General features: G+C 62.6%; 23 protein-coding genes, 2 tRNA genes and 1 riboswitch. Of the genes, 12 read left to right on the top strand and 13 right to left on the bottom strand.

The features are described 5' to 3' along the window. Nucleotides 1–3: 3 nt before the first annotated feature. From AT959_RS11720 to AT959_RS11680, 10 genes are all read right to left on the bottom strand, one after another. On the bottom strand, nucleotides 4–1,416 hold the full coding sequence (locus AT959_RS11720; protein WP_066883298.1) for a TonB-dependent receptor: 1,413 nt from the start codon (nucleotides 1,414–1,416) through the stop codon (nucleotides 4–6). A gap of 84 nt (nucleotides 1,417–1,500) precedes the next feature. Further along, nucleotides 1,501–1,773, bottom strand: a complete 273-nt coding sequence (locus AT959_RS11715; RefSeq protein WP_066883296.1) for a hypothetical protein — start codon at nucleotides 1,771–1,773, stop codon at nucleotides 1,501–1,503. Between the two features lie 18 nt (nucleotides 1,774–1,791). Continuing rightward, the gene (locus AT959_RS11710; protein WP_066883294.1) at nucleotides 1,792–2,985 is read right to left on the bottom strand and encodes a class I SAM-dependent rRNA methyltransferase; all 1,194 of its coding nucleotides are present in this window, start codon (nucleotides 2,983–2,985) and stop codon (nucleotides 1,792–1,794) included. Between the two features lie 72 nt (nucleotides 2,986–3,057). Further along, nucleotides 3,058–3,210, bottom strand: a complete 153-nt coding sequence (locus AT959_RS21395) for a hypothetical protein (RefSeq protein WP_169795468.1) — start codon at nucleotides 3,208–3,210, stop codon at nucleotides 3,058–3,060. 139 nt (nucleotides 3,211–3,349) lie between these two features. Then, a complete protein-coding gene (gene xerC, locus AT959_RS11705) occupies nucleotides 3,350–4,249 on the bottom strand; it encodes a tyrosine recombinase XerC (RefSeq protein ID WP_066883292.1) in 900 nt (299 codons plus the stop codon). 4 nt (nucleotides 4,250–4,253) lie between these two features. Continuing rightward, nucleotides 4,254–4,925, bottom strand: a complete 672-nt coding sequence (locus AT959_RS11700; protein WP_066883289.1) for a DUF484 family protein — start codon at nucleotides 4,923–4,925, stop codon at nucleotides 4,254–4,256. Next, complete coding sequence (dapF, locus tag AT959_RS11695; RefSeq protein WP_066883287.1) at nucleotides 4,922–5,752, bottom strand: diaminopimelate epimerase; 831 nt, start codon at nucleotides 5,750–5,752, stop codon at nucleotides 4,922–4,924. Before dapF ends, AT959_RS11700 begins: the two co-directional genes overlap by 4 nt. Nucleotides 5,753–5,811: 59 nt before the next feature. Beyond that, nucleotides 5,812–6,315, bottom strand: coding sequence for a GNAT family N-acetyltransferase (locus tag AT959_RS11690; protein ID WP_088178971.1), 504 nt, complete (start codon nucleotides 6,313–6,315; stop codon nucleotides 5,812–5,814). Next, entirely contained in the window at nucleotides 6,312–7,187 is an 876-nt protein-coding gene (locus AT959_RS11685; protein ID WP_083518367.1) for a lysophospholipid acyltransferase family protein, read from the bottom strand. The genes AT959_RS11690 and AT959_RS11685 overlap by 4 nt, the downstream gene beginning before the upstream one ends. A gap of 6 nt (nucleotides 7,188–7,193) precedes the next feature. Next, on the bottom strand, nucleotides 7,194–8,036 hold the full coding sequence (locus AT959_RS11680; protein ID WP_066883285.1) for a lysophospholipid acyltransferase family protein: 843 nt from the start codon (nucleotides 8,034–8,036) through the stop codon (nucleotides 7,194–7,196). A gap of 159 nt (nucleotides 8,037–8,195) precedes the next feature. Here AT959_RS11680 and metK point away from each other — a divergent pair, with 159 nt between their 5' ends. The 6 genes from metK (at nucleotide 8,196) to metF (ending at nucleotide 14,130) form a co-directional block, all read left to right on the top strand. Beyond that, nucleotides 8,196–9,359, top strand: a complete 1,164-nt coding sequence (metK, locus tag AT959_RS11675; RefSeq protein ID WP_066883283.1) for a methionine adenosyltransferase — start codon at nucleotides 8,196–8,198, stop codon at nucleotides 9,357–9,359. Nucleotides 9,360–9,429: 70 nt separating this feature from the next. Then, entirely contained in the window at nucleotides 9,430–10,635 is a 1,206-nt protein-coding gene (locus AT959_RS11670; RefSeq protein WP_066883281.1) for an HD-GYP domain-containing protein, read from the top strand. Nucleotides 10,636–10,655: 20 nt separating this feature from the next. After that, nucleotides 10,656–10,717, top strand: a riboswitch (S-adenosyl-L-homocysteine riboswitch). Nucleotides 10,718–10,795: 78 nt separating this feature from the next. Continuing rightward, complete coding sequence (ahcY, locus tag AT959_RS11665; protein WP_205629903.1) at nucleotides 10,796–12,208, top strand: adenosylhomocysteinase; 1,413 nt, start codon at nucleotides 10,796–10,798, stop codon at nucleotides 12,206–12,208. 6 nt (nucleotides 12,209–12,214) lie between these two features. Further along, complete coding sequence (locus tag AT959_RS11660) at nucleotides 12,215–12,565, top strand: phage holin family protein (RefSeq protein WP_066883277.1); 351 nt, start codon at nucleotides 12,215–12,217, stop codon at nucleotides 12,563–12,565. Continuing rightward, on the top strand, nucleotides 12,566–13,309 hold the full coding sequence (locus AT959_RS11655; protein WP_157651287.1) for a TlyA family RNA methyltransferase: 744 nt from the start codon (nucleotides 12,566–12,568) through the stop codon (nucleotides 13,307–13,309). Continuing rightward, a complete protein-coding gene (gene metF / locus AT959_RS11650; protein WP_066883275.1) occupies nucleotides 13,306–14,130 on the top strand; it encodes a methylenetetrahydrofolate reductase [NAD(P)H] in 825 nt (274 codons plus the stop codon). Before AT959_RS11655 ends, metF begins: the two co-directional genes overlap by 4 nt. A gap of 70 nt (nucleotides 14,131–14,200) precedes the next feature. On the opposite strand, the gene AT959_RS11645 is transcribed toward metF, so the two are convergent. Next, the gene (locus AT959_RS11645; RefSeq protein WP_066883274.1) at nucleotides 14,201–15,025 is read right to left on the bottom strand and encodes a mechanosensitive ion channel family protein; all 825 of its coding nucleotides are present in this window, start codon (nucleotides 15,023–15,025) and stop codon (nucleotides 14,201–14,203) included. 170 nt (nucleotides 15,026–15,195) lie between these two features. Here AT959_RS11645 and AT959_RS11640 point away from each other — a divergent pair. The 3 genes from AT959_RS11640 to AT959_RS11630 all read left to right on the top strand — a co-directional run bounded on the left by AT959_RS11640 (nucleotide 15,196) and on the right by AT959_RS11630 (nucleotide 15,642). After that, nucleotides 15,196–15,271 (top strand) — tRNA-Lys (locus tag AT959_RS11640). A 16-nt stretch (nucleotides 15,272–15,287) separates the two neighbouring features. After that, a tRNA-Lys gene (locus tag AT959_RS11635) sits at nucleotides 15,288–15,363 on the top strand. A gap of 84 nt (nucleotides 15,364–15,447) precedes the next feature. Further along, nucleotides 15,448–15,642: a hypothetical protein gene (locus AT959_RS11630; protein WP_066883272.1), complete on the top strand. Its 195-nt coding sequence runs from the start codon at nucleotides 15,448–15,450 to the stop codon at nucleotides 15,640–15,642. 53 nt (nucleotides 15,643–15,695) lie between these two features. On the opposite strand, the gene rng is transcribed toward AT959_RS11630, so the two are convergent. Then, on the bottom strand, nucleotides 15,696–17,147 hold the full coding sequence (rng, locus tag AT959_RS11625; protein WP_066883270.1) for a ribonuclease G: 1,452 nt from the start codon (nucleotides 17,145–17,147) through the stop codon (nucleotides 15,696–15,698). Between the two features lie 36 nt (nucleotides 17,148–17,183). Between rng and trhP the strand changes: the two genes are divergently transcribed. Both trhP and AT959_RS11615 read left to right on the top strand, forming a co-directional pair. After that, entirely contained in the window at nucleotides 17,184–18,485 is a 1,302-nt protein-coding gene (gene trhP / locus AT959_RS11620) for a prephenate-dependent tRNA uridine(34) hydroxylase TrhP (protein ID WP_066883268.1), read from the top strand. A 68-nt stretch (nucleotides 18,486–18,553) separates the two neighbouring features. Then, nucleotides 18,554–19,672 (top strand): acyltransferase family protein, encoded by a 1,119-nt coding sequence (locus AT959_RS11615; protein ID WP_066883266.1) that lies wholly within the window; start codon nucleotides 18,554–18,556, stop codon nucleotides 19,670–19,672. Here AT959_RS11615 and AT959_RS11610 read toward each other — a convergent pair. Beyond that, nucleotides 19,669–21,627 (bottom strand): acetoacetate--CoA ligase, encoded by a 1,959-nt coding sequence (locus AT959_RS11610; protein ID WP_066883264.1) that lies wholly within the window; start codon nucleotides 21,625–21,627, stop codon nucleotides 19,669–19,671. The genes AT959_RS11615 and AT959_RS11610 overlap by 4 nt on opposite strands. Nucleotides 21,628–21,794: 167 nt before the next feature. On the opposite strand from AT959_RS11610, the gene AT959_RS11605 reads away from it, so the two are divergent. Further along, entirely contained in the window at nucleotides 21,795–22,577 is a 783-nt protein-coding gene (locus AT959_RS11605; protein ID WP_066883262.1) for a YdcF family protein, read from the top strand. Nucleotides 22,578–22,602: the final 25 nt, after the last annotated feature.

The raw sequence follows: 22,602 nt of genomic DNA, 5'->3' as shown, positions 1-22,602 counted from the left end.
CTCCTAGAACTTGTGCGCACCATGCGCCCCGAGGCTCATGATGTACTGCATGGTGACCTGATTGTCGGTAATGCCCTGCATCGACTTGTCCTGGGCAAACTGCAGGCGGAGGCGCGAGAACTCGCTCCAGCTGTAATCGATCATCGCCGTGGTTTTCTTCGGTTTGTAGTGGTCGACCGCAAGGTAGTTGCCATTTTCCCCCAGATCGCGCGTGCCGCTGTCGAGTTGCTCGTAACGCAGGCCGGCCCGCCAGTTCGGCGTGAATTGATAGACCCCCTGGGTATACCAACCGGACTGCCGGGTCCGGTAGCCGCTTGTGATGTCCTGACAGGAAACGGCGACGCCGGCTTCGGCTTCGCCGCAACTCAGGTCGCCCTTTTCGCTACGCAGGAAGTACTCGCTCTGGAACTTGAAGTTCTGGTATTTCGGATTGCCGTTCGGCGCCCATTTCCAGACGAAATCGGCCAGCCAGGTCGTCGAATCGCCGGTGAACTTGCTCAGCGCCTCGACCCCATTCACCGTATCCTCGAAATGCGCCTCGCGCTCGCGGGCCGAGGTCTTCAGATAGGACAGCCCGGCCCGCCAGCTATGGGCGATGCCGAGATCGTCACCAACGTGGGCAAACAGCGCCCCCGCCCCGCTGCCGTTCTTGTTGCGATCGGAACCCGGGAAATTGGCACCGCGCCCAAACTCGGCACCGAATTCGAGGAAGACCGGCGTCGGCGCCAGCCATTTCAGTTGCACGCCATCCTGCGCGTAGCCGCCTTCGGTGCCGAACATCGCCTGATACATCAGTGGCGCATCGGCGAAATCCCACATGTGCGGGTGCTGCTCGTTCAGATAGCCGATCCCGGAACGGAAACGGCCGGCCTTCAGGCCGATGCCCTGGCCGATGCCGAGCGACTGGAACCAGGCCTCCTCGACCTCGGCCTGGCCATCGAGGGCGGCGATGATCGCCTGGCCACGCCAGTAGGGATCGATATTGGCGGCAAAGACCAGTTCGGTGTGATCGAGCGAGAAACCGCGCTTGTTGATGCCCTCGATCGTACCGCTGCCATGATCGTGGCCGCCGGCCGGAACAAAGCCGGTGATGCCGCGCTCGGCGACATTCTTCATGTCCTTGTACTGACCCTGCAGGATCAGCGAAACCTCGGGGTTGAAGCCGCTGGCCGGCGTCGCCGCAGCGACCGGACGGCTCTCGGCCACCGGGGCCGGCGCCGGCGGCACCGGCGGCGGGCTGCTCTTGGCCTGCGCCTCGGCCTGGACCAACTTCTGTTCGAGGGCGGCAATGCGCTGCTCGTAGGACTTCTTCATTTCGTCGATCTGGCCGCGGATGGCCGCCAGGTCGTTATCGGTCGCTGCCTGGGCGCCGCATGAGGCGGCCAGCAGGGCAGCCACAGCAAATGGCTTGTGCATGGAATTCTCCTGAAAAATGCGCTGCGTCGACCGCCCATGGGGAATACCCGTGGGCTGCGGTCGACAGTCAAAAAGGGGCGATTTTCAGGATTGAGGCGGGGCGCCCTGGCGGGCCAGCGGCGGCGGCAAGGCGCTGCGCCCGCCGCGAGGCAGCGCAACCGGACGATCGTGCGCCGCCAGTACCGGCGGCAGTGCCAGCACGGACGGCAAGGCCGAAGCGAGATCATGCGCCGCCAGGCACAGCTCGCAGACATGGGTCGGCAGGACACCCTCGTTGCCCGCCGCATGCTCGACCGCGTGCGCCCCCGCCGCCAGTTGGGCGAAGAGGAGAACGACGACGAGCAGGAGGTGGCGCAAGGGATTCACGACGAGAGTTTAATCGACCTGGACGAGCAGGCCTTTGAGATATTCACCTTCGGAGAAGTTCAACGCTACCGGATGATCGGCCGCTCCGGCCAGCCGGCGGACAATGCGCGCCTCGCGGCCAGCGTCGTGCGCCGCGCCGGCAACGATCTTCTGGAACAGTTCGAGGCCGATACCGCCGGAACAGGAATAGGTCATCAGCAAGCCGCCCGGTTTCAGCAGCTTGAAGCCGAAGACGTTGATGTCCTTGTAGGCGCGCGCCGCGCGCTCGGCATGCGAGGCCGAGGGCGCGAACTTGGGCGGGTCGAGGACGATCAGGTCGAACAGGCGGCCTTCCTTCTTGAAGTCGCGCAGCGCCTGGAAAACATCGGCCTCCTGCCACAGGGCCCGCTCGGCCGGCAATTGCGGATTGAGCGCCAGATTGGCCTGGCCCTGGGCCAGCGCCGGGCCCGAGGAGTCGATCGACAGCACGCTGGCCGCACCGCCGGCCAGGGCCTGCAGCGAGAAACCGGCGGTATAGCAGAAGCAGTTCAGGACGTCCTTGCCAGCCGCCAGTTGGCCGAGCAGCGCGCGGTTGTCGCGCTGGTCGAGATAGAAACCGGTTTTGTGCCCGCCGACCACGTCGACCGCCAGCCTGACGCCGTTTTCCTCGATGCTCAGCGGCGCCTCGGGCGCCGTGCCGTACAACCAGCCGGTCGTCGGCTCGAGGCCTTCGAGGCCGCGCACGTCGGAATCGGAACGCTCATAGATGCGGGCGCAACCGGTCGCCTTGACCAGGCCGGCGACGATGGCATTGCGCCACTTGTCGGCGCCGGCCGAGGTCAGCTGGATGACGATGGTGTCCCCATACTGGTCGGCGATGACGCCGGGCAGGCCATCCGACTCGGCGTGGATCAGGCGCAGGCCCTGCTGGCCGCGCAGTTCGGGCAACGCCTGGCGGCGCGCCACGGCGGCGCCGACCCGGCGCTTGAAGAAGGCGTCATCGATCGATTCGTCGGCATCGAAGGTCCAGAAACGGGCGCGGATCTGCGATTTCGGGCTGTAGGCGGCGCGCCCCAGCGGGCGCAGGTTATCGGCCAGCACCTCGACCGTATCACCCGGCCGGGCACGCCCTTCCAGGCGCCCGACCGAACCGGCGAACACCCACGGATGGTGCTGTTTGAACGCGGAGCGCTCCTTACCCGGCAGCAAAATCAGCTGAGCCATGTTTTCTCGACCTCAAATGAAAGAAGCCCCGGTCACCTTGCGGCGACCGGGGCTTGAAATACTGTCAGCAGCTTAAGCGCCCAGGGCCTTGCGGTTACGCGCGTGGCATTCGGCAGCGTAGATGACCTTGAACATGGTCTTGCCATCGCCCTTGAACAGGCGCTTGGTGGACTTGGAAACGCAGCGGCGTTCCAGGGAAGAACGGCGGTTACGGTTGATTGCCATGACTAACTCCTTGATTCCGGCGATTTTTCGAAACCGCCAATCATAGTGCTTGGTGAACAAAAGGTCAATTGAAGCCTGATTTTACGGCTTTTTCAGTGGTCGACCGCAGCAATTTCGGCAAAACCCCCGCTGCGGCCGCCTACTTGCGCTTGGCCCGCGGATGCGCCGTATCGTAAACCTTGGCCAGATGCTGGAAATCGAGATGGGTATAAACCTGCGTCGAAGCGATGCTGGCATGGCCGAGCATTTCCTGCACGGCGCGCAGATCGCCGGAGGACTGCAGCACGTGCGAGGCAAAGGAGTGGCGCAGCATGTGCGGATGGACGTGGCGCGGCAAGCCGGCCAGCACCGCCTGTCGACTCAGGCGCAACTGGATCATCCGATGGCTCAGCCGGCGGCCGCGCTGGCCGACGAACAGCGCCGACTCGTCCGCCGCCGCCAGTTCGCCGCGCACTTCGGCCCAGGCCGCCAGCGCCTGCCGCGCCATGCGGCCGACCGGCACCAGCCGGGCCTTGCTGCGCTTGCCGAGAACGCGTAGCTCGCCTTCATGGAGGACGCTGTCCAGCGCATCGCAATCGAGCGCCGCCAGTTCGGCCAGCCGCAAACCGGAGGAATAAAACAATTCGAAAATGGCCATATCACGAGCGGCCAACCGGAGATCGTCGCCGTCGACTGGCTCGAGCAATCGTGCCGCCTCATCGACAGCCAGTGCTTTCGGCAACAGCCGCGGCGCCTTCGGCGAACGGACGCCTTCGCAGGGATTGGCCGGTACCGCACCATGCTCGCCCAGCCAGGCAAAGAAGCCGCGCCAGGCCGACAGCGTCCGGGCCAGACTACGCCCTGACAGGCCCTGGCCGTGCAACTGGGCGACATAGCGGCGAATCTGGTGCACCTGCAGTTGGCCCAGCGGGGTTTCCCCGGCCGCGGCCAGCAATTTTTCCAGATCGCGCCGGTAATTGCTGACGGTATGCGGCGACAGTCGGCGCTGCTCGGCCAGTTCGGCCAGATAGGCAGCCAGCGCCGCGCTCGCCGTGCTCACCGGCTTAGAGCACGCTCTTGGTCACCCGGGCCAGCGCCGCGGAAACCATTTCACCGATCCGCTCCAGGTACAAGGTACCCATGTCGGCGTAGAAGCGCTGCGCTTCCTCGCTGCCCAGCGCAATCATGCCGATCGTGCCGCCGCCGTTGCGCAGTGCAATCAAGGCCTGCGAACGGATATGCCCGGCATGTTCGCCAAACCACGAGGCCGTGCCGAAGCCTGCCGTCGAGCCACAGTACGGTCGACCCAGCGTTTCGGCAAAGACCTGCAACTCCTCGCTGACCGCGGCGAATTCCGGCAGGTCGTCGATCCCGGCCGGCTTGTGCCACAGGCGCAAGGCGACATGCGGCACGGAAAAGTCGTCGCGCAGGTGAAAGTTGAGCAGATGAATCACCGCCTGGAACGTCTCGGCAGCGATCAGGGCGACCGACAGGCGATGCACCTTTTCGCTGATCGCGTCGTTCTCTTCGCCGAAGGCGATCAGTTCGGCCAGTTTGCTTTCGGTCTGCCGGTTTTTTTCGCGCAGGGTCAGCATCTGGCGCTCGGCCAGCGACACCGCCCGGCCGCCATGCGGATGCGGCAGGAAAATCTGCGCCATCAGGTCGGCGTATTGCTCGAAGAAACCCGGATTGTTCTTCAGGTAATCCGCGACATCTTCGGGAAACAGGGCGCTCATAATTCAATCTCTCCAGAGAAGACCGTCATCGCCGGACCGGTCATCAAAACCGGGCGGTCAACGCCGCCCCAGGCAATATTCAGATCGCCGCCGCGCGTCGTGACGCGCACCGGCGAATCGAGCAGGCCACGGCGGATGCCGGCAACCACGGCGGCGCAAGCGCCCGTGCCACAGGCCAGCGTCTCGCCCGAACCGCGCTCGTATACCCGCAACTTGATGGCATGGCGGTCGACGACCTGCATGAAGCCGGCGTTCACCCGCTGCGGGAATCGTTCGTGGTTCTCGATCAGCGGGCCATGCTCGCCGACCGGCGCCGTGTCGACGCTGGCCACGACCTGCACGGCATGCGGATTGCCCATCGAGACAACGCTGATTTCCAGCGATTCATCGGCCACATCGAGGTTATAGATGACGACGTCCTCGTCATGCAGGAAGGGAATCTGGTTCGGCAAAAAGCGCGGAATCCCCATGTCGACCGTGACCTTGCCGTCGCCTTCAAGACGCGGCGCAATAATGCCCTTCAGCGTTTCGACGCGGATTTCGCGCTTGTCGGTCAGGCCCTGCTCATGCACGAAACGCACGAAGCAACGCGCGCCATTGCCGCACTGCTCGACCTCGCTGCCATCGGCATTGAAAATCCGGTAGCGAAAATCGACCCCCGCCTGGCTGGCTTTTTCGACCAGCAGAATCTGGTCGCAACCGACGCCGAAATGGCGATCCGCCAGATAGCGCAACTGCTCCGGGGTCAGGGCGACCGCCTGACGGATGCCGTCCAGGACAACGAAATCGTTGCCCAGGCCATGCATTTTCGAGAATTTGAGCTTCACATCCTGCTCCGCGTGATAATTAAAAAAGGATAGCAGAGGCAGGGGCTTACCTCAAATTCCTAAAGCTTCTTCTCCATGATGAAATCATCCATCACGAAGCCGCGGCCGATATCGTCAACCACCGTCTCGCGCACCGCAAAGCCGTATTTCTTGTAGGAGGCAATGGCTTTTTCGTTGCGCTTGTTCACCGCCAGGATGACGCACGGGTAACCCAGCTTGCCGGCCCGGCGGGCAACGTGCTCGATCAGCTGACCACCGACGCCCTGACGCTGTACATCGGGGTGAATGTAGAGCTTGTCCAGCTTGAACTCGCCCTTGTAGAGCTCGCTGAAGGCGAAGCCAACGCGGCGGCCATTGTAAAAGGCCTGATCGAGCCATTTGTCGGCATCCTCGATATCGTCATAAAGCCGCTCGTGGCCGTAACGCTGCTCAAGCATGAAATCGATCTGTTCCTGGGTGATGATCCCCGGATAGGTCGCCTGCCAGATTTCGCGGGCCAGCGCCGAGATGGCCGGCACGTCGGGCGGCGTGACGGGACGAATTTCGATGTTCAGGCTGTTCATTTATAAAACCTCTGTTCTCCGGGCGGCCGGGTCTTGAAGCGCTTGTGCAGCCAGAAGTACTGTTCCGGCATGCGCAGCACCTGGCTCTCGATAAAACGATTCACGAATGCGGTGTCTTCTTCGACGCTGTCACCGGGGAAATTGTCCCAGGCCGGCATCACCTCGACTTCGTAACCATCCGCCACCTGCCGGGTGATACAGGCCACCACCTTGGCTCCGGTCAGGCGTACCAGTCGGGCAACGCCGGGGATGGTCGCGGCCTGCACCCCGAAGAACGGCACGAAGATCGATTCCTTCGGACCAAAATCCATGTCCGGCAGATAGTAGAACTGATGGCCGGCCTTCATCGCCTTGATGATGCCGCGCATCCCCTCCTGTCGGGAGAAGAGCACCGTGTCATTAAATCGTTTCCGGCCATCATAAAGCAACTTGTTGAAAACCGGATTCTTCTGGTTGGAGTACACGCTGCAGCCGACGACATACATCGAGATGCGCGTCGCCCCGGCATCGAGACCGACAAAATGCGGCGAGAGCAGGATGATCGGCTTGCCCTCCGGATCATTCAGGTGTTCCGCCCCCTGAATCCGGATGATGCGCTCCAGCCGCTCCTTAGAAGCCCACCAGCCCAGGGTGCGATCGAGTACGGCTCGGCTGAAGGCAACGAAGTGTCGGCGAGCCAGATCTTCGCGCTCGGCCTCGCTTTTTTCCGGAAAGCACAACCGAAGATTGATCAGCGCCACCTTGCGCCGTTCGCGACCGAGAGCATAGAGCAGACGACCGAGCAGCCAGCCCAGTCCGCGCAGGAAGGGTAAGGGCAGCCAGTGCAAGAGCCAGAGAAAACCGACCAGGATATAAGTAAAAAACAGTTTCAAGACAAATCACTCCACCGGTGGCGCTTCGGCGCCGCCCGGATGTTTGTAGCGGTTGTAACCCCACAGGTATTGGCTCGGACATTGGCGCACCAAGGCCTCGATTTCGAAATTGATCTGCTGCGCCCGGTCCACCGTCGCTCCTTCGAGTGCCCGGTTCGGCGGCTGCAGGTGCAGGCGATAGCCGCGCCCATGCGGTAAGCGCTCGCCCCAGGCCATCAGCGTCGTCGCCCCGGTTTCAGTCAGGCGGGCGGCCAGGGTCATGGTGTAGGCCGGCTTGCCGAAAAATTTGAGCCAGACGCCCTCGCCGACCTTGGGCGCCTGATCCGGCAACATGCCGACCGCCTCGCCCTTCTTCAGCGCCTTGATCAGCGAACGCACGCCGGACAAATCGGCCGGCGCCAGATGCAGACGCTCCCGCTTGCGGCCTTCGAGAATCATCTGGCGCAGCCCAGCCTGGCGCGGCGGGCGGTAAAGCACGGTGATATCGCCGAAGGCGGCGTAATACTGCGCCGTAATCTCGAAGCAACCGAGGTGCGGCGTCAGGAAGACGATGCCCTTACCGGCCCGCTGCGCGGCTTCGACATGCTCCCAGCCGACTACCTCAGTGACCAGGGCGGTCGCCTGTTCGAGCTTGAGCAACCAGATGCGGGCCAGTTCGAGCATCTGCTTGCCCGCCTCGGCCGCGACCTTGCCGCGCAATGCCGGATCGATGCCGGCTTGCGCCATGTTCTCCCGGACGTGCCGACGATAGGTAGGCGACAGCAGATAGACCAGGCGGCCGAGCCAGTCCCCCAGCATATGGACCAGCCATAAGGGCAGCTTGCTCAGAAATCTAAATAGAAAAACCATGCGGCTCCGGGGGTTGAAACCCACCGTGAAAAGATTAACATTATGAGATTGCCGAGTTAAACAGACAACTTGCGGGGCAATTAATAAATACCGCTAAAGCGTCGCCTGCTCGTGGTCCGAAGCCGGTAGCGCCGGAACAAAGGACCATTGGAGCTTCGCATGAGCGAATATTTCTTCACTTCCGAATCAGTCGGTGAAGGCCATCCCGACAAGGTCGCCGACCAGATTTCCGATGCCATCCTCGACGCCATCCTGGCCCAGGACAAGCATTCCCGCGTCGCCGCCGAAACCCTGTGCAACACAGGCCTGGTCGTCCTCGCCGGTGAAATCACCACCAGCGCCAACGTCGATTACATCCAGGTCGCCCGCGAGACGATCAAGCGCATCGGCTACGACAACACCGAATTCGGCATCGACTACAAGGGCTGCGCCGTGCTCGTCGCCTACGACAAGCAAAGTCCGGACATCGCCCAGGGCGTCAACGCCGCCTACGACGACAACCTTGGCCAGGGCGCCGGCGACCAGGGCCTGATGTTCGGCTACGCCTGCGACGAAACCCCATCGCTGATGCCGCTGCCGATCTACCTGTCGCACCGCCTGGTCGAACGCCAGGCCCTGCTCCGCAAGGACGGCCGCCTGCCGTGGGCACGCCCGGATGCCAAGTCGCAGGTCACCATCAAGTACGTCGACGGCAAGCCGTTTGCCATCGACACCGTCGTGCTGTCCACCCAGCATTCGCCGGACATCAGCCTGGAAGACCTGCGCGAAGCGACCATCGAAGAGATCATCAAGCCGGTCCTGCCGAAGGAACTGATCAAGGGCGACATCAAGTATCTGGTCAACCCGACCGGCCGCTTCGTCGTCGGCGGCCCGCAGGGCGATTGCGGCCTGACCGGGCGCAAGATCATCGTCGATACCTACGGCGGGGCCGCGCCGCACGGCGGTGGGGCCTTCTCCGGCAAGGATCCGTCCAAGGTCGACCGTTCCGCCGCCTATGCCGGCCGTTACGTTGCCAAGAACATCGTTGCCGCCGGCCTGGCCTCGCGCTGCCTGGTCCAAGTTTCCTACGCCATCGGCGTCGCCGAGCCGACCTCGATCATGGTCGATACCTTCGGCACCGGCAAAATCAGCAACGAAACACTGACTGCGCTGATCAAGAAGCACTTCGACCTGCGCCCGAAAGGCATCGTCAACATGCTCGACCTGCTCCGTCCGATTTACCAGAAAACCGCCGCCTACGGTCATTTCGGCCGCGACGAACCGGAGTTCACCTGGGAAGCGACCGACCGTGCCGTATTGCTGAAATCGGACGCCGGTTTGTAAATTCAGCTAGCCATAATTTTTACAAAGGGAGCCTGCACGGCTCCCTTTTTTATGGCTAAACTCGCAGGCTATGCTCAAAAAAATTGCCGTCGAACACATCCGACTCGGCATGCACCTGCAGGCTTTCTGCGGCGCCTGGCTGGATCACCCCTTCTGGCGGACACAATTCGTTCTGTCGGATCCCAACGACATCGCCCTTATTCTGGGAAGCCCGATCAAGGAGGTCTGGATAGACGTCGCCAAGGGCCTCGATCTCGAATTTGATGCCTCGGTAACCGAATCGGAAACGATACTGCTCGAGACAATCCCTGTCGCCGCACCGGTCATCCAGGAAAAAGCCAGCTTCAACGATGAACTCAAGCGCGCCTCGCGCATCGTCGCCAAAGGCAAGGAAGCCGTCGTTTCGATGTTTCAGGAAGCGCGCATGGGCAAGGCCATCGAAGCCGATGCGGCTGCACCGCTGGTTGAGGAAATTTCCAACTCGGTACTGCGCAACCCGGGGGCATTGATCAGCCTGGCCCGCCTGAAGACCGCCGACGACTATACCTTCATGCACTCGGTTGCTGTCTGCGCCCTGATGATCGCCCTCGCTCGCCAACTGGGCCTCGACGAGCAGCAAACCCGCGAGGCAGGCATGGCCGGCTTGTTGCACGACCTGGGCAAGGCGATGATTCCGCTCGATGTGCTGAACAAGCCGGGCAAGCTGACCGATGCAGAATTTGATCTGGTCAAGACCCACCCGGATGAGGGCTACAAATTGCTGCTAACCGGCTCGGGCATCAGTGAGATGACCAAGGATGTTTGCCTGCATCACCATGAAAAGGTGGACGGCAGCGGCTACCCCAAAGGCCTGAACGGGGAAGCGATGAGCCTGTTCGCCAAAATGAGTGCAGTCTGCGACGTCTATGATGCCGTCACCTCCAACCGCCCCTACAAGGCGGGCTGGGACCCGGCCGAATCGATCAAGAGGATGGCCGAATGGAAAGGCCATTTCGATCCGCTGGTCTTCCAGGCTTTCGTCAAGAGTCTGGGCATCTACCCGGTCGGCTCCCTGGTCCGCCTCGAATCGGGCAAACTCGGCGTCGTCATCGAACAGGGGGAACAGTCCCTGCTCAAGCCCAAGGTGAAGGTATTTTTCTCGACCAAGTCGCAAGCCTATATCAAGCCCGAAGTCATCGACCTGGCACGCAGTGCGGAGAAGATCGCCGGCCGCGAGGATGCGGCAAAATGGGGCATCAAGGACATCGACCGTTACTGGGCCGGCGAAAACTCCTGAACTCGGTTTATAATCCGCAACCTACCGAGGGGCGCTGCAGGAGAACACTCCCAGGCTCGGTTTAAAACGGCGCTCACTGATCAACCCTGCCGGGCGCAGGGGGCCGCCGGTGAGCAGAAACCGTCTTTCCCCTCCCCGTCACAGTTATTTGGAGCTTACTGTGGCTGAATTCAAAGATTACGTCATCGCTGATATCAACCTTGCCGACTGGGGTCGCAAGGAAATCAACATCGCCGAAACCGAAATGCCGGGCCTGATGGCCATTCGCGAGGAATTCGCGAAGACCCAACCGCTCAAGGGCGCCCGCATCACCGGTTCGCTGCACATGACCATCCAGACCGCCGTGCTGATCGAGACCCTGACCGCACTCGGCGCCGAAGTCCGCTGGGCCTCGTGCAACATCTTCTCGACCCAGGATCATGCCGCTGCTGCCATCGCGGCCGACTGCATCCCCGTTTTCGCCGTCAAGGGCGAAACCCTGGTCGATTACTGGGATTACACCCACCGCATCTTCGAATGGACCGACGGCGGCTACTCGAACATGATCCTCGACGACGGCGGCGACGCGACGCTGCTGCTCCACCTCGGCGCCCGTGCCGAAAAGGACATTTCCCTGCTCGCCAAGCCGGGCTCGGAAGAAGAAACCATCCTCTTCGCCGCCATCAAGGCCAAGCTGGCTGTCGATCCGACCTGGTATTCTGTGCGTCTGGCGCAGATCAAGGGCGTCACCGAAGAAACCACGACTGGCGTCCATCGCCTGTACCAGATGCATCAACGCGGCGAACTCAAGTTCCCGGGCATCAACGTCAATGACTCGGTGACCAAGTCCAAGTTCGACAACCTGTACGGCTGCCGCGAATCGCTGGTCGACGGCATCAAGCGTGCCACCGACGTGATGATCGCCGGCAAGATCGCCGTCATTGCCGGTTACGGCGACGTGGGCAAGGGCTCCGCCCAGGCCATGCGCGCCCTGTCGGCACAAGTCTGGGTCACCGAAATCGATCCGATCTGCGCCCTGCAGGCCGCGATGGAAGGCTACCGCGTCGTCACCATGGAATACGCCGCCGACAAGGCCGACATTTTCGTCACCACGACCGGCAACTTCCACGTCATCACCCACGACCACATGGCCGCGATGAAGAACAACGCCATCGTCTGCAACATCGGCCACTTCGACAACGAAATCGACGTCGCTTCGATCGAGAAGTACCAGTGGGAAGAGATCAAGCCGCAGGTCGACCACGTCATCTTCCCGGATGGCAAGCGCATCATCCTGTTGGCCAAGGGCCGCCTGGTGAACCTTGGTTGCGGCACCGGCCATCCGTCCTACGTGATGTCCTCTTCGTTCGCTAACCAGACTATCGCCCAGATCGAACTGTGGACGGAAGCCGTCAAGGGTTCCAACAAGTACCCGGTCGGCGTCTACACGCTGCCCAAGCACCTCGATGAAAAGGTCGCCCGTCTGCAACTGAAGACGCTGAACGCCCAATTGTCCGAGCTGACCGACGAACAGGCCGCCTACATCAGCGTGCCGAAGGAAGGCCCGTACAAGGCCGACCACTACCGCTACTAAAAAGCCATGCGCCTGCTTGCCATCTGGATCATCAACGCGCTCGCCCTGCTGGCGCTGCCCTATGTCGTGCCGTCGGTCCAGGTGGCGAGTTTTGGCACGGCGCTGGTCGTCGCCCTGGTGCTGGGGCTGATCAACGCCGTGCTGCGCCCGCTTCTTATTTTGCTGACCCTGCCGGTCACACTGCTGACGCTGGGCCTGTTCATTTTCGTGATCAACGCCCTGCTCTTTCAGTTGGCCGGCAATCTGGTCGACGGTTTCAACGTCGGCGGCTTCTGGCCGGCGCTGCTCGGCTCGATCGCCTACAGCCTGATTTCCTGGGCACTCAGCGCCCTGCTCTTTCCTCAAGGAAAGCGCTAAGTGCCCCGGGTCGATCAGCTGCTCGTCGAAGCCGGCCTCGCTACCTCACGAACCGCAGCCCAGCGGATGATCGCGGCTGGCCGGGTTAGCTGGTCGGGCGGCCTGATCAAGAAGCCGGCGCTGGATTTGGCCCCGGAAACGACGTTGACCGTAGCAGTCGATCCTGAAGATCGCTTTGTCTCGCGCGGCGGCCTGAAACTGGCCGGGGCACTGGCCGAAACGGGTATCACGGTCACCGGCAAGCACTGTCTCGATGTCGGCCAGTCCACCGGTGGTTTCAGCGACTGCCTGCTGCAGGCCGGCGCCCGGCATGTCGTCGGGGTCGATGTCGGGCACGGCCAATTGCACCGGCAACTGTTCGGCGAGCCGCGCCTGACGGCCATCGAGGGCATCAACTGCCGCACCCTGAGCGCAGCCGATCTGGGCCCGGCCTATCCGGCCGAAGGCTTCGGGCTGATCGTCGGCGATGTCTCGTTTATATCGATGACCCTGATCCTGCCGCAACTCCCTGCCCTGCTGGCGAACGACGGCGACCTCTTGCTGCTGGTCAAGCCGCAGTTCGAAGTCGGTTCGGCGAACATCGGCAAGGGTGGCATCGTCCGCGATCCGGCACTTTACGGTGAAGTGGAAAACAAACTTCGCCAGTGCGCCGCCAACCTTGGCCTGCAGGTCCGTGCCTGGCTCGACAGTCCGATTACCGGCGGCGATGGCAACCGCGAATTTTTCATCTGGTTGAATAAATGAATACTGAAATCTCCATCGAGTTTTTCCCGCCGCAAACCCCGGAAGGCGTCGACAAGCTGCGCACCGTCCGCGCCGAACTGGCGAAGCTGAAGCCAAGCTTCTTCTCGGTCACCTTCGGCGCCGGCGGATCGACCCGCGAACGAACCTTCTCCGTGGTCAAGGAAATCGCCGCCGAAGGCTTCGATGCCGCCCCCCATCTGTCCTGCATCGGCTCCACCCGGGCCAGCATCCGCGACATCCTGGCAGACTACAAGGCGGCCGGCATCCGGCGCATCGTCGCCCTGCGCGGCGACCTGCCCTCCGGCATGGCCGAGACCGGCGAATTCCGCTACGCCAACGAGCTAATCGAATTCATCCGGGCCGAAACCGGCAACTGGTTCAGCCTCGAAGTCGCCGCCTACCCGGAATGGCACCCGCAGGCACGCAGCCCGAAGGATGATCTCGAGGCCTTCGTGCGCAAGGTCAAAGCCGGCGCCAACTCGGCTATCACCCAGTACTTCTACAATGCCGACGCCTATTTCAGCTTTGTCGACGAAGCCCAGGCACTCGGCGCCAACCTGCCGATCGTCCCTGGCATCATGCCCATCGTCGGCTTCACCAAGCTTGCCCGCTTTTCCGATGCCTGCGGCGCCGAAATCCCGCGCTGGATGCGCAAGAAATTCGAGAGCTACGGCGACGATGCCGACTCGATCCGCGCCTTCGGCCTCGATATCGTCACCGAACTGTGCGAGCGCCTGCTCAAGGGCGGCGCCCCCGGCCTGCACTTCTATTCGATGAACCAGTCGGCCCTGACCACCGAAATCTGCCGCCGCCTCGGCTAAACACCCCACTGCTGCGGTGAACATCAAAAAAGCCCGCTTTTTCGCGGGCTTTTTGCCGAGCAGATAGAACTCAGGCCGCTTGCGTCACGATCACCTGTTGGGCCGGCATCGGTGCCGGGAAACCAGCCTCGGCCAAAGCTTCGCGAATCACCTTGTTGGTATCGAAATAGACCTGCCAGTAGTGGTCGTTATGGCAATACGGCCGCACCGCCAGCACCGGCCCGACCAGCGTGAAATCGAGAATCTCGACATCCACTTTCGGTTCCGCCAGGACGTTGGGAATCGCGGCAATCTTTTCGCGCAACACGGCCATGGCCGCCTGATGATCGGCCGCGCCGGACAACTGGCACTTCAGATCGACGCGCCGGAACGGGTTCACCGTGAAATTCTGGATCGTGTCGCTGAACACCTTGTTGTTGCCGATGATGGTCTGCACGTTGTCCGGCGTATTGATCGTCGTTGTAAACAAGCCCAACTCCATCACCGTGCCGGTGACACCGCCAATGGTTACGAAATCGCCGACCTTCATCGGGCGCAGCACAACCAGAAAAGCCCCTGCCGCAAAATGCGCCAGCAGGCCGGACCAGGCCATGCCGACGGCGACGCCGCCCGCCGCGATCAGGGCGGCAAAGGTCGTCGTCTGGATACCGAAGTAGCCGAGAATGCCGACCACCAGCAGGACATTCAGCGTAACGGTAATGACCGAACCGAGGTAGCGGAGGACGGTGGGATCAACCTTCTGCTTTTCCAGCGAGGCCCGCACCATGCTCAGCGCCACACCAATCAGCCAGCGACCGATCACCCAGAAGGCGATTGCCGCCAGGATTTTCAAACCGACATCGGTCGCCGTGGTGACGATGAGGTCTTGATAGCGGGAAATATCGAGTTCAGTCATCTCAGTTCTCCAGAAATTGACGAGGGCCGAATGCAAACGTAATACGCTCTCCGGAAATTCCGATTCTATTCATCTTTGGGACCGAGCGGCGGAGATAAAACAATTCTTCACAATGCAGAAATCCCGTTGACGCCTTTTCGATTCATCCATATAATGCGCGCTCCCTAGGCGGGTCGGTAGCTCAGTCGGTAGAGCAGCGGACTTTTAATCCGTTGGTCGCGAGTTCGAATCTCGCCCGACCCACCAGTCGAAAAGGTATCTTGGGGCGTTAGCTCAGTTGGTAGAGCAGCGGACTCTTAATCCGTAGGTCCACAGTTCGAATCTGTGACGCCCCACCAAGACAATAGTAGAAAGCCTCGGCCGCAAGCCGGGGCTTTTTGCTTTTGTATCACCCCATTCTTCCAGCAAGCACCACCGCCTCCATGCGTTTCATCCTGCTCACTGCCCTGCTTACCCTGTCGCTCCCCGGCTGTGCCGTTGTCGCGGTTGCCGATGCTGCAGTGACGGTGGTCGCCACCACGGTCAAGGTCGGGGCCACAGTTGTCGGCACCACCGTTGATGTTGCCGCAGCCGGAGTGCGCGCCGTCGCCGGCAGCGACGACGACGAGGAAAAGTAAACCGGCGACACTCGCCCCGCTGCCGACAACGGGGCAAATTGCCGCCGGTCCGATCACATCAGGACGATGTCGTATTGTTCCGGCGAATAGCTCGGTTCGGACTGCAGGGAAACCGGCTTTTCGATGAAGTCGGAGAGCATGGCCAAGGCTTGCGATTCTTCATCAAGGAAGAGGTCTACCACGGCCGGGCCGGCCAGGATGCGGTATTCGCGGGCATTGAACTGGCGCGCCTCGCGCAGCAGTTCACGGAGGATTTCGTAGGCGACGGTACGCGCCGTCTTCACTTCGCCGCGCCCACCGCAGGTCGGACAGGGCTGGCATAGCACGTGGGCGAGCGATTCGCGGGTCCGCTTGCGGGTCATTTCGACCAGGCCGAGCTGGGTGAAGCCGTTCACCGTCAGCCGCGTATGGTCGCGCGCCAGCGCCTTGTTGAACTCGTCGAGCACGGCTTTCTTGTGCTCTTCGTTTTCCATATCGATGAAGTCGACGATGATGATGCCGCCCAGGTTGCGCAGGCGTAGCTGGCGGGCGATGGTGACGGCGGCTTCGAGATTGGTTTTGAAGATGGTGTCGTCGAAGTTGCGGACGCCGACGAAGCCGCCGGTATTGACGTCGATGGTGGTCATCGCCTCGGTCTGGTCGATGATCAGGTAGCCGCCCGACTTCAGGTCGACGCGGCGTGCCAGCGCCTTCTGGATTTCCTCTTCGACGCCGTGCAGGTCGAACAGCGGCCGCTGGCCAGTGTAGTGGTCGAGCAGCGGCAGCACGGCCGGTGTGTATTCGTCGGCGAAGGCATTGAGCTTCTGGAAGTTTTCCCGGGAGTCGATGACGATGCGGCTGGTTTCCGGATTGACGAAGTCGCGCAGGACGCGCTGGCCGAGCGACAACTCCTGATAGAGCACAGCCGGCGGGCCGGACGTCCTCGCCTTGTCGCGGATATCGGCCCAGGTCTTGCGCAGGTAGGCGATGTCGGTGGCGAATTCCTCGTCGGAGGCATTTTCGGCCATGGTGCGGACGATGAAGCCACCCGGCTCGTCGGCCGGGACCAGGCGGGTGATTTTTTCGCGCAGCGCTTCGCGCTCGGCTTCGGCCTCGATGCGCTGGGAAATGCCGATATGTTTTTCCTGCGGCAGATAGACCAGCATGCGGCCGGCAATCGAAATCTGCGTCGACAACCGGGCGCCCTTGGTGCCGATCGGGTCCTTGACGACCTGGACGACGATGCTCTGGCCATCGTGCAGGATTTTCTCGATCGGCCGCTCGGTGGCCGTCTCGCGCGGCTGCCAGATATCGGCGACGTGCAGGAAGGCGGTGCGGTCGAGACCGACATCGATGAAGGCGGATTGCATGCCGGGAAGGATGCGGCAGACGCGGCCGAGATAGACATTGCCGACCAGACCGCGGCTGGCAGTCCGTTCAATATGCAATTCCTGGACGACACCCTGTTGCATGACCGCAACGCGGGTTTCCTGCGGGGTGAAATTGATCAGTATTTCTTCGGACATACGCTCTACAATTCGCGGTTTTTGCTGGATTCTACTATGCGCAAGGCGCCCGAACTTCTCGCCCCTGCCGGCTCGCTCGAAATGATGCGCACCGCCTTCGATTTTGGCGCCGATGCGATCTACGCCGGTCAGCCGCGCTACAGCCTGCGCGTGCGCAACAACGAGTTCGGCACCATTGCCGCGCTGAAGGAAGGCATCGACGAAGCGCATGCCCGCGGCAAGCAGTTTTTCGTCGTCAGCAACATCTTTCCGCACAACGCCAAGCTCACCACCTACCTGGCCGACATGGCGCCGGTCATTGAACTGAAGCCGGACGCGCTGATCATGTCCGACCCCGGTCTGATCGACATGGTGCGTGAAGCCTGGCCGGAGCAGGCGGTGCACCTTTCGGTGCAGTCGAATACAGTGAACTGGGCCGCCGTCCGTTTCTGGAAGAAGCTCGGCCTGAGCCGCATCATCCTGTCGCGCGAACTGTCGCTCGACGAAGTCGCCGAAATTCGCCAGCAGTGCCCGGACATCGAACTCGAAGTCTTCGTGCACGGCGCGCTGTGCATCGCCTACTCCGGGCGCTGCCTGCTCTCCGGCTATTTCAACCACCGCGATCCGAACCAGGGCACCTGCACCAATTCCTGCCGCTGGGACTACAAGGTATCGACCTCTGATGGCGGCGCCCTGCCCCCGGCCGGCGCAAGCCAACCGGTGCAGTTCTACAGCCACCCCGAGCAGGAAATCCTGCTCGAGGAAAGACAGCGCCCGGGCGAACTGATGCCGATCGAGGAAGACGAGCACGGCACCTACATCATGAATTCCAAGGACTTGCGCGCCATCGAGCACGTCCAGCGCCTGGTCGAGATCGGCATCGATTCGCTGAAGATCGAAGGCCGTACCAAGAGCCCGTATTACGTGGCGCGCACTACCCAGTCCTATCGCCAGGCGATCGACGATGCCGTCGCCGGCAAGCCGCTCGATCCAAAGCTGTTGAGCGAACTGGAAGGCCTGGCCAACCGCGGCTATACCGACGGTTTCTACCAGCGCCACCACGATGCCGACTACCAGAATTACCTGCGCGGCCATTCCGAATCCGACCGCAGCCTCTATGTCGGCGATGCGGTGGCGTTTGACGAGGCGCGTGGCCTGATGGAAATCGAGGTCAAGAACAAGTTCACCGTCGGCGATCGCCTCGAATGCGTGCATCCGTCCGGCAACCACGTCTGGACGTTGAGCCGCATGGAAAACAGGGCCGGCGAAGCAGTCTCCATTGCCCCGGGCAGCGGGCACCGGGTCTGGGTTGATTTGCCGGCGCTGTACACCAATTCCTTTGTCGCGCGTTTTGTTTAACAAAGCCCCTACAAAATACACAGGAATTCGTTTTTGTGCACCGCAGCAAACGGTGTAAAATTCACGCGATGAGTAACCCCACCAATCGTATGCCGCTGATCGATGCCCTCAAGGCGATCGCGGCCATGCTTGTCCTGCTCAACCACTTTTCCTCCTACGGCCCGCTCGCCGCAACAGCGCGCGAGGCCTTGCCCGGCCTGATGGGCTGGCTGTTCGAGTACGGCCGGATGGCGGTGCAGATTTTCCTGGTCATTGCCGGCTTCCTCGCCGCCCGCACCCTGTCGGCAAACGGCCAGGCACTCGGCGTCTCACCGCTGCCGCTGATCTGGAAACGCTACCTGCGGCTGGCCGTGCCCTATTTGGCGGCCCTTGGCCTGGCCATCGCCGCCGCCGCCGTCGCCGACCACTGGATGGATGACGAGGCGATTCCGGCCCGCGCCACCTTCAAGCAATGGCTGGCCCATGCCGTGCTGATGCACGGCCTGCTCGGCTTCGATGCGCTGTCGGCCGGCGTCTGGTACATCGCCATCGACTTTCAGCTGTTTGGGCTGATGGCCGTGCTGCTCTGGCTGGGTCGCGTCAAGCTGGTCGCCCCGGCGCTGGTGCTGGCAGTGGCTGCCGCCTCGCTGTTCTGGTTCAACCGCGATGCAAGCTGGGACAACTGGGCGATCTATTTCTTCGGTTCCTACGGCCTCGGTGCCGCCGCTTGGTGGGCTTCGGAGCGCCGGCAGATGTCATCCTGGCTCGGGGTCATCGCCACCGTCGCCATCGCCGCGCTGGTCATCGATTTCCGTTTGCGCATTGCGCTCGCCCTGGCGGTCGCCCTGACCCTCGGCTTCAGCCGCCGCACCGGCCTCCTCGAACAGTGGCCGGATGCCCGGCCGCTGGCTTTCCTCGGCCAGATTTCCTATTCGGTCTTCCTGGTCCATTTCCCGGTGCTGCTGCTGGCCAACGGCCTCTATAGCAAGCTCGAACTATCGTCGCCCGCCTCGGCCATTTTTGGCCTTTTGGCCGCGTTGACCGCCAGCATTGGCGCCGCCACGCTGTTTTATCGCTGGATCGAAAGCCCGGCCGCCAGCCGGCGCATTACTGCCGCGCTCGGCTGGCTGTTCGGCAAGGGCCTGGATGCCGCCCGCAAGGTACCCGGCCTGGCCCCGTTGCTGACGCTGCTCGCCCGCCGCGCCTAATCGGCCAATTCGGCGCGGCCGCGGAAGTATTCCAGCGCTTCCGGGTTGGCCAGCGCTTCGACGTTCTTGACTGGCTGTGCCTGCACCACGTTGCGCACGGCCAGTTCGACGATCTTGCCCGACTTGGTACGCGGAATGTCCTGCACCTGCACGACCTTGGCCGGCACGTGGCGCGGCGTCGTGTTGTCGCGGATCTGCTGCTTGATCCTTTCCGTCAGCGACTGGTCAAGCACCTGACCCTCCTGCAGCCGGACGAAGAGCACGACGCGGACATCGTCCTCCTTGCCCGGCGGCCAGGCCTGGCCGATCACCAGCGACTCGAGGACTTCCGGCAACTGCTCGACCTGGCGGTAGATTTCGGCCGTGCCGATGCGTACACCGCCGGGATTCAGCGTCGCGTCCGAACGGCCGTAGATGATCATGCCGTCGTGCGCCGTCAGTTCGGAAAAATCACCGTGGCACCAGATGTCGGGAAAACGCTCAAAATAGGCGGCATGGTATTTCCGGCCGTCCGGGTCGTTCCAGAAACCGACCGGCATCGCCGGGAAGGGCCGGGTACAGACCAGCTCGCCCTTTTCCAGACGCACCGGTCGGCCTTCGTCGTCGAAGACATCGACCGCCATGCCCAGGCCGCGACACTGGATTTCGCCGCGATAGACCGGCAGCACCGGATTGCCGAGCACGAAGCAGGACACGATGTCGGTGCCGCCGGAAATCGAGGCGAGCAGGATGTCCTGCTTGATCTCGCGATAGACCCACTCGAAGCCTTCCGGGCTGAGCGGGCTGCCGGTCGAGAACATGGCGCGCAGTGCCGTCAGGTCGTGCGTCTTGCCCGGCGTCAGACCAAGCTTGGCGGCGGCGTCGATGAACTTGGCCGAGGTGCCGAAATGGGTCATCTGCTCGGCCGCCGCATAGTCGAAGAGCACCGTGCCACCGCCGGCGAACGGCGAACCGTCGTAAAGCAGCACCGTCGCGCCGCAGGCCAGGCCGGAGACCAGCCAGTTCCACATCATCCAGCCGCAGGTCGTGAAGTAGAACAGGCGGTCGCCCGGCCGCACATCGCTGTGCAACTGGTGTTCCTTCAAGTGCTGAAGCACCACGCCGCCGTGGCAATGGACGATACATTTCGGCACGCCGGTCGTACCGCTGGAGAACATGATGAAGAGCGGATGATTAAAGGCGACGCGTTTGAAAATCACCTCTTTTTCCCGGTTCACCGCCGGGATGTCCGTCCAGCACAGCGCCTGGGCGATACCGGCAATCGCCGGCGCCGCATTCAGGTAGGGGACGACCACCGTCTTCAACAAGGACGGCATTTGGGCGACGACGGCCGCATTCTTTGCCAGGCAATCGACCGGCTTGCCGTTGTACCAATAGCTATCGACGCAGATCAGCACCTTCGGCTCGATCTGACCGAAACGGTCGAGCACGCCCTGCACGCCGAAATCCGGCGAGGCCGACGACCAGATGGCACCAAGCGACGTCGCGGCGAGCATGGCGACCAGAGTTTCCGGCAGATTCGGCAGGTAGCCGGCGACGCGATCGCCCTCGCCGACCCCGGCCGCGATCAGGAACTGCTGGAAGCGGGCGACTTCGGCATAGAGTTCGGCTCGACTCAGCCGGCGCTTGACCTTGTCCTCGCCCCAGAACACCAGCGCTTCGCCTGTGTCGCGCCTTTGCAGCAGGTTCTCGGCATAGTTCAGGCGGGCCTCGGGAAACCAGCGGGCGCCGGGCATCTGGTCGCCATCAAGCAGTGTCTGGCTCCCCTTGTCGCCGACCGCGCCGCAGAAATCCCACAGTTTCGACCAGAAGGCAGCGGGCTGATCGACCGACCATTGCCAAAGTTCGGCGTAATCCGCCTTGCCCTCGGCGGCCATCAGTTGTGCCATGCGAGTGGCCCCGGCGCTCGCCGGATTGGGTGTCCACAACGGGGTCGGGTCGATCGCGTAGGTCATCTTGTCTCCTCGGTTTTTTTTCGCCGGCTGGGCCGGGCTTGAGTGGCGACAAAGATAGCAGGAATTGAAGTGGCGCAACTGTCATCGACCGGACACTTCGCCCATCGCGTTGACGCCGGCGCATGACACGGACAAACTCTGAGCCCCTTTCACCTCGCCCGCTCCCGATGTCCTTCGCCTGGGTTTTGAAAAACCTGCTGAGCGCCCTGCTGCTGCCGCCCGGCAACGGCCTGCTGCTGCTCGCACTGGCCGGCCTCTACCGCCGCCGGCGCTGGGCCTTCGGGCTGGCCGTCATGGCCGGCCTGCTGTTGCTGCTGCAAAGTCTGCCGCCGGTCGCCCATCTGCTGATCGCCTCGCTCGAACGACAGGCCGGCCCGGTGTTCACGACGCCGGACGGCGCCGGGGCGATCGTCGTCCTCGGCAGCGGCCTCGACCTCGAGGCACCGGAATACGGCGGCGACACCGCCAACGAACGGACCCTGCTCCGCCTGCGCTATGGCGCCCGGCTCGCCCATCAACTGGCCCTGCCGGTACTGGTCACCGGCGGCCGGCCACAGCAGAGCAGCCGGGCCGAAGGCGAAGTGATGGCGACGATCCTGCACCAGGAATTCGGCATCAGCGCCCGCTGGCAGGAAACGCAGTCGCGCGACACCCCGGAAAATGCCCGTTTTTCCGCGCCCTTGCTGCAAGCGGCCGGCATCCGGCGCATCGTGCTGGTCACCCAGGCCTTTCACATGCCGCGCGCCCAGCAACTATTCGAACAGGCCGGCCTGGAAGTAGTGCCGGCCCCGACCGGCTTCAAGAGCGGCAGCCGCTTCGCCTGGCAGCCGCACGAATGGCTGCCGCAAGCCCATGCCCTGCGCACCTCCTACTACGCCCTGCACGAATGGCTGGGCATCGCCTGGAGCACGCTGGCCTGGCAACTGGGTAAGATAGCGGCGATATTTTGATCCGGACCGCCCGGCCACGCTGCCA

It is taken from the genome of Dechloromonas denitrificans (genome assembly GCF_001551835.1).
Taxonomy (GTDB): domain Bacteria; phylum Pseudomonadota; class Gammaproteobacteria; order Burkholderiales; family Rhodocyclaceae; genus Azonexus; species Azonexus denitrificans.
Note: the sequence above shows the minus strand (reverse complement) of the source record. Positions and strands in the feature narration are given on the sequence as shown.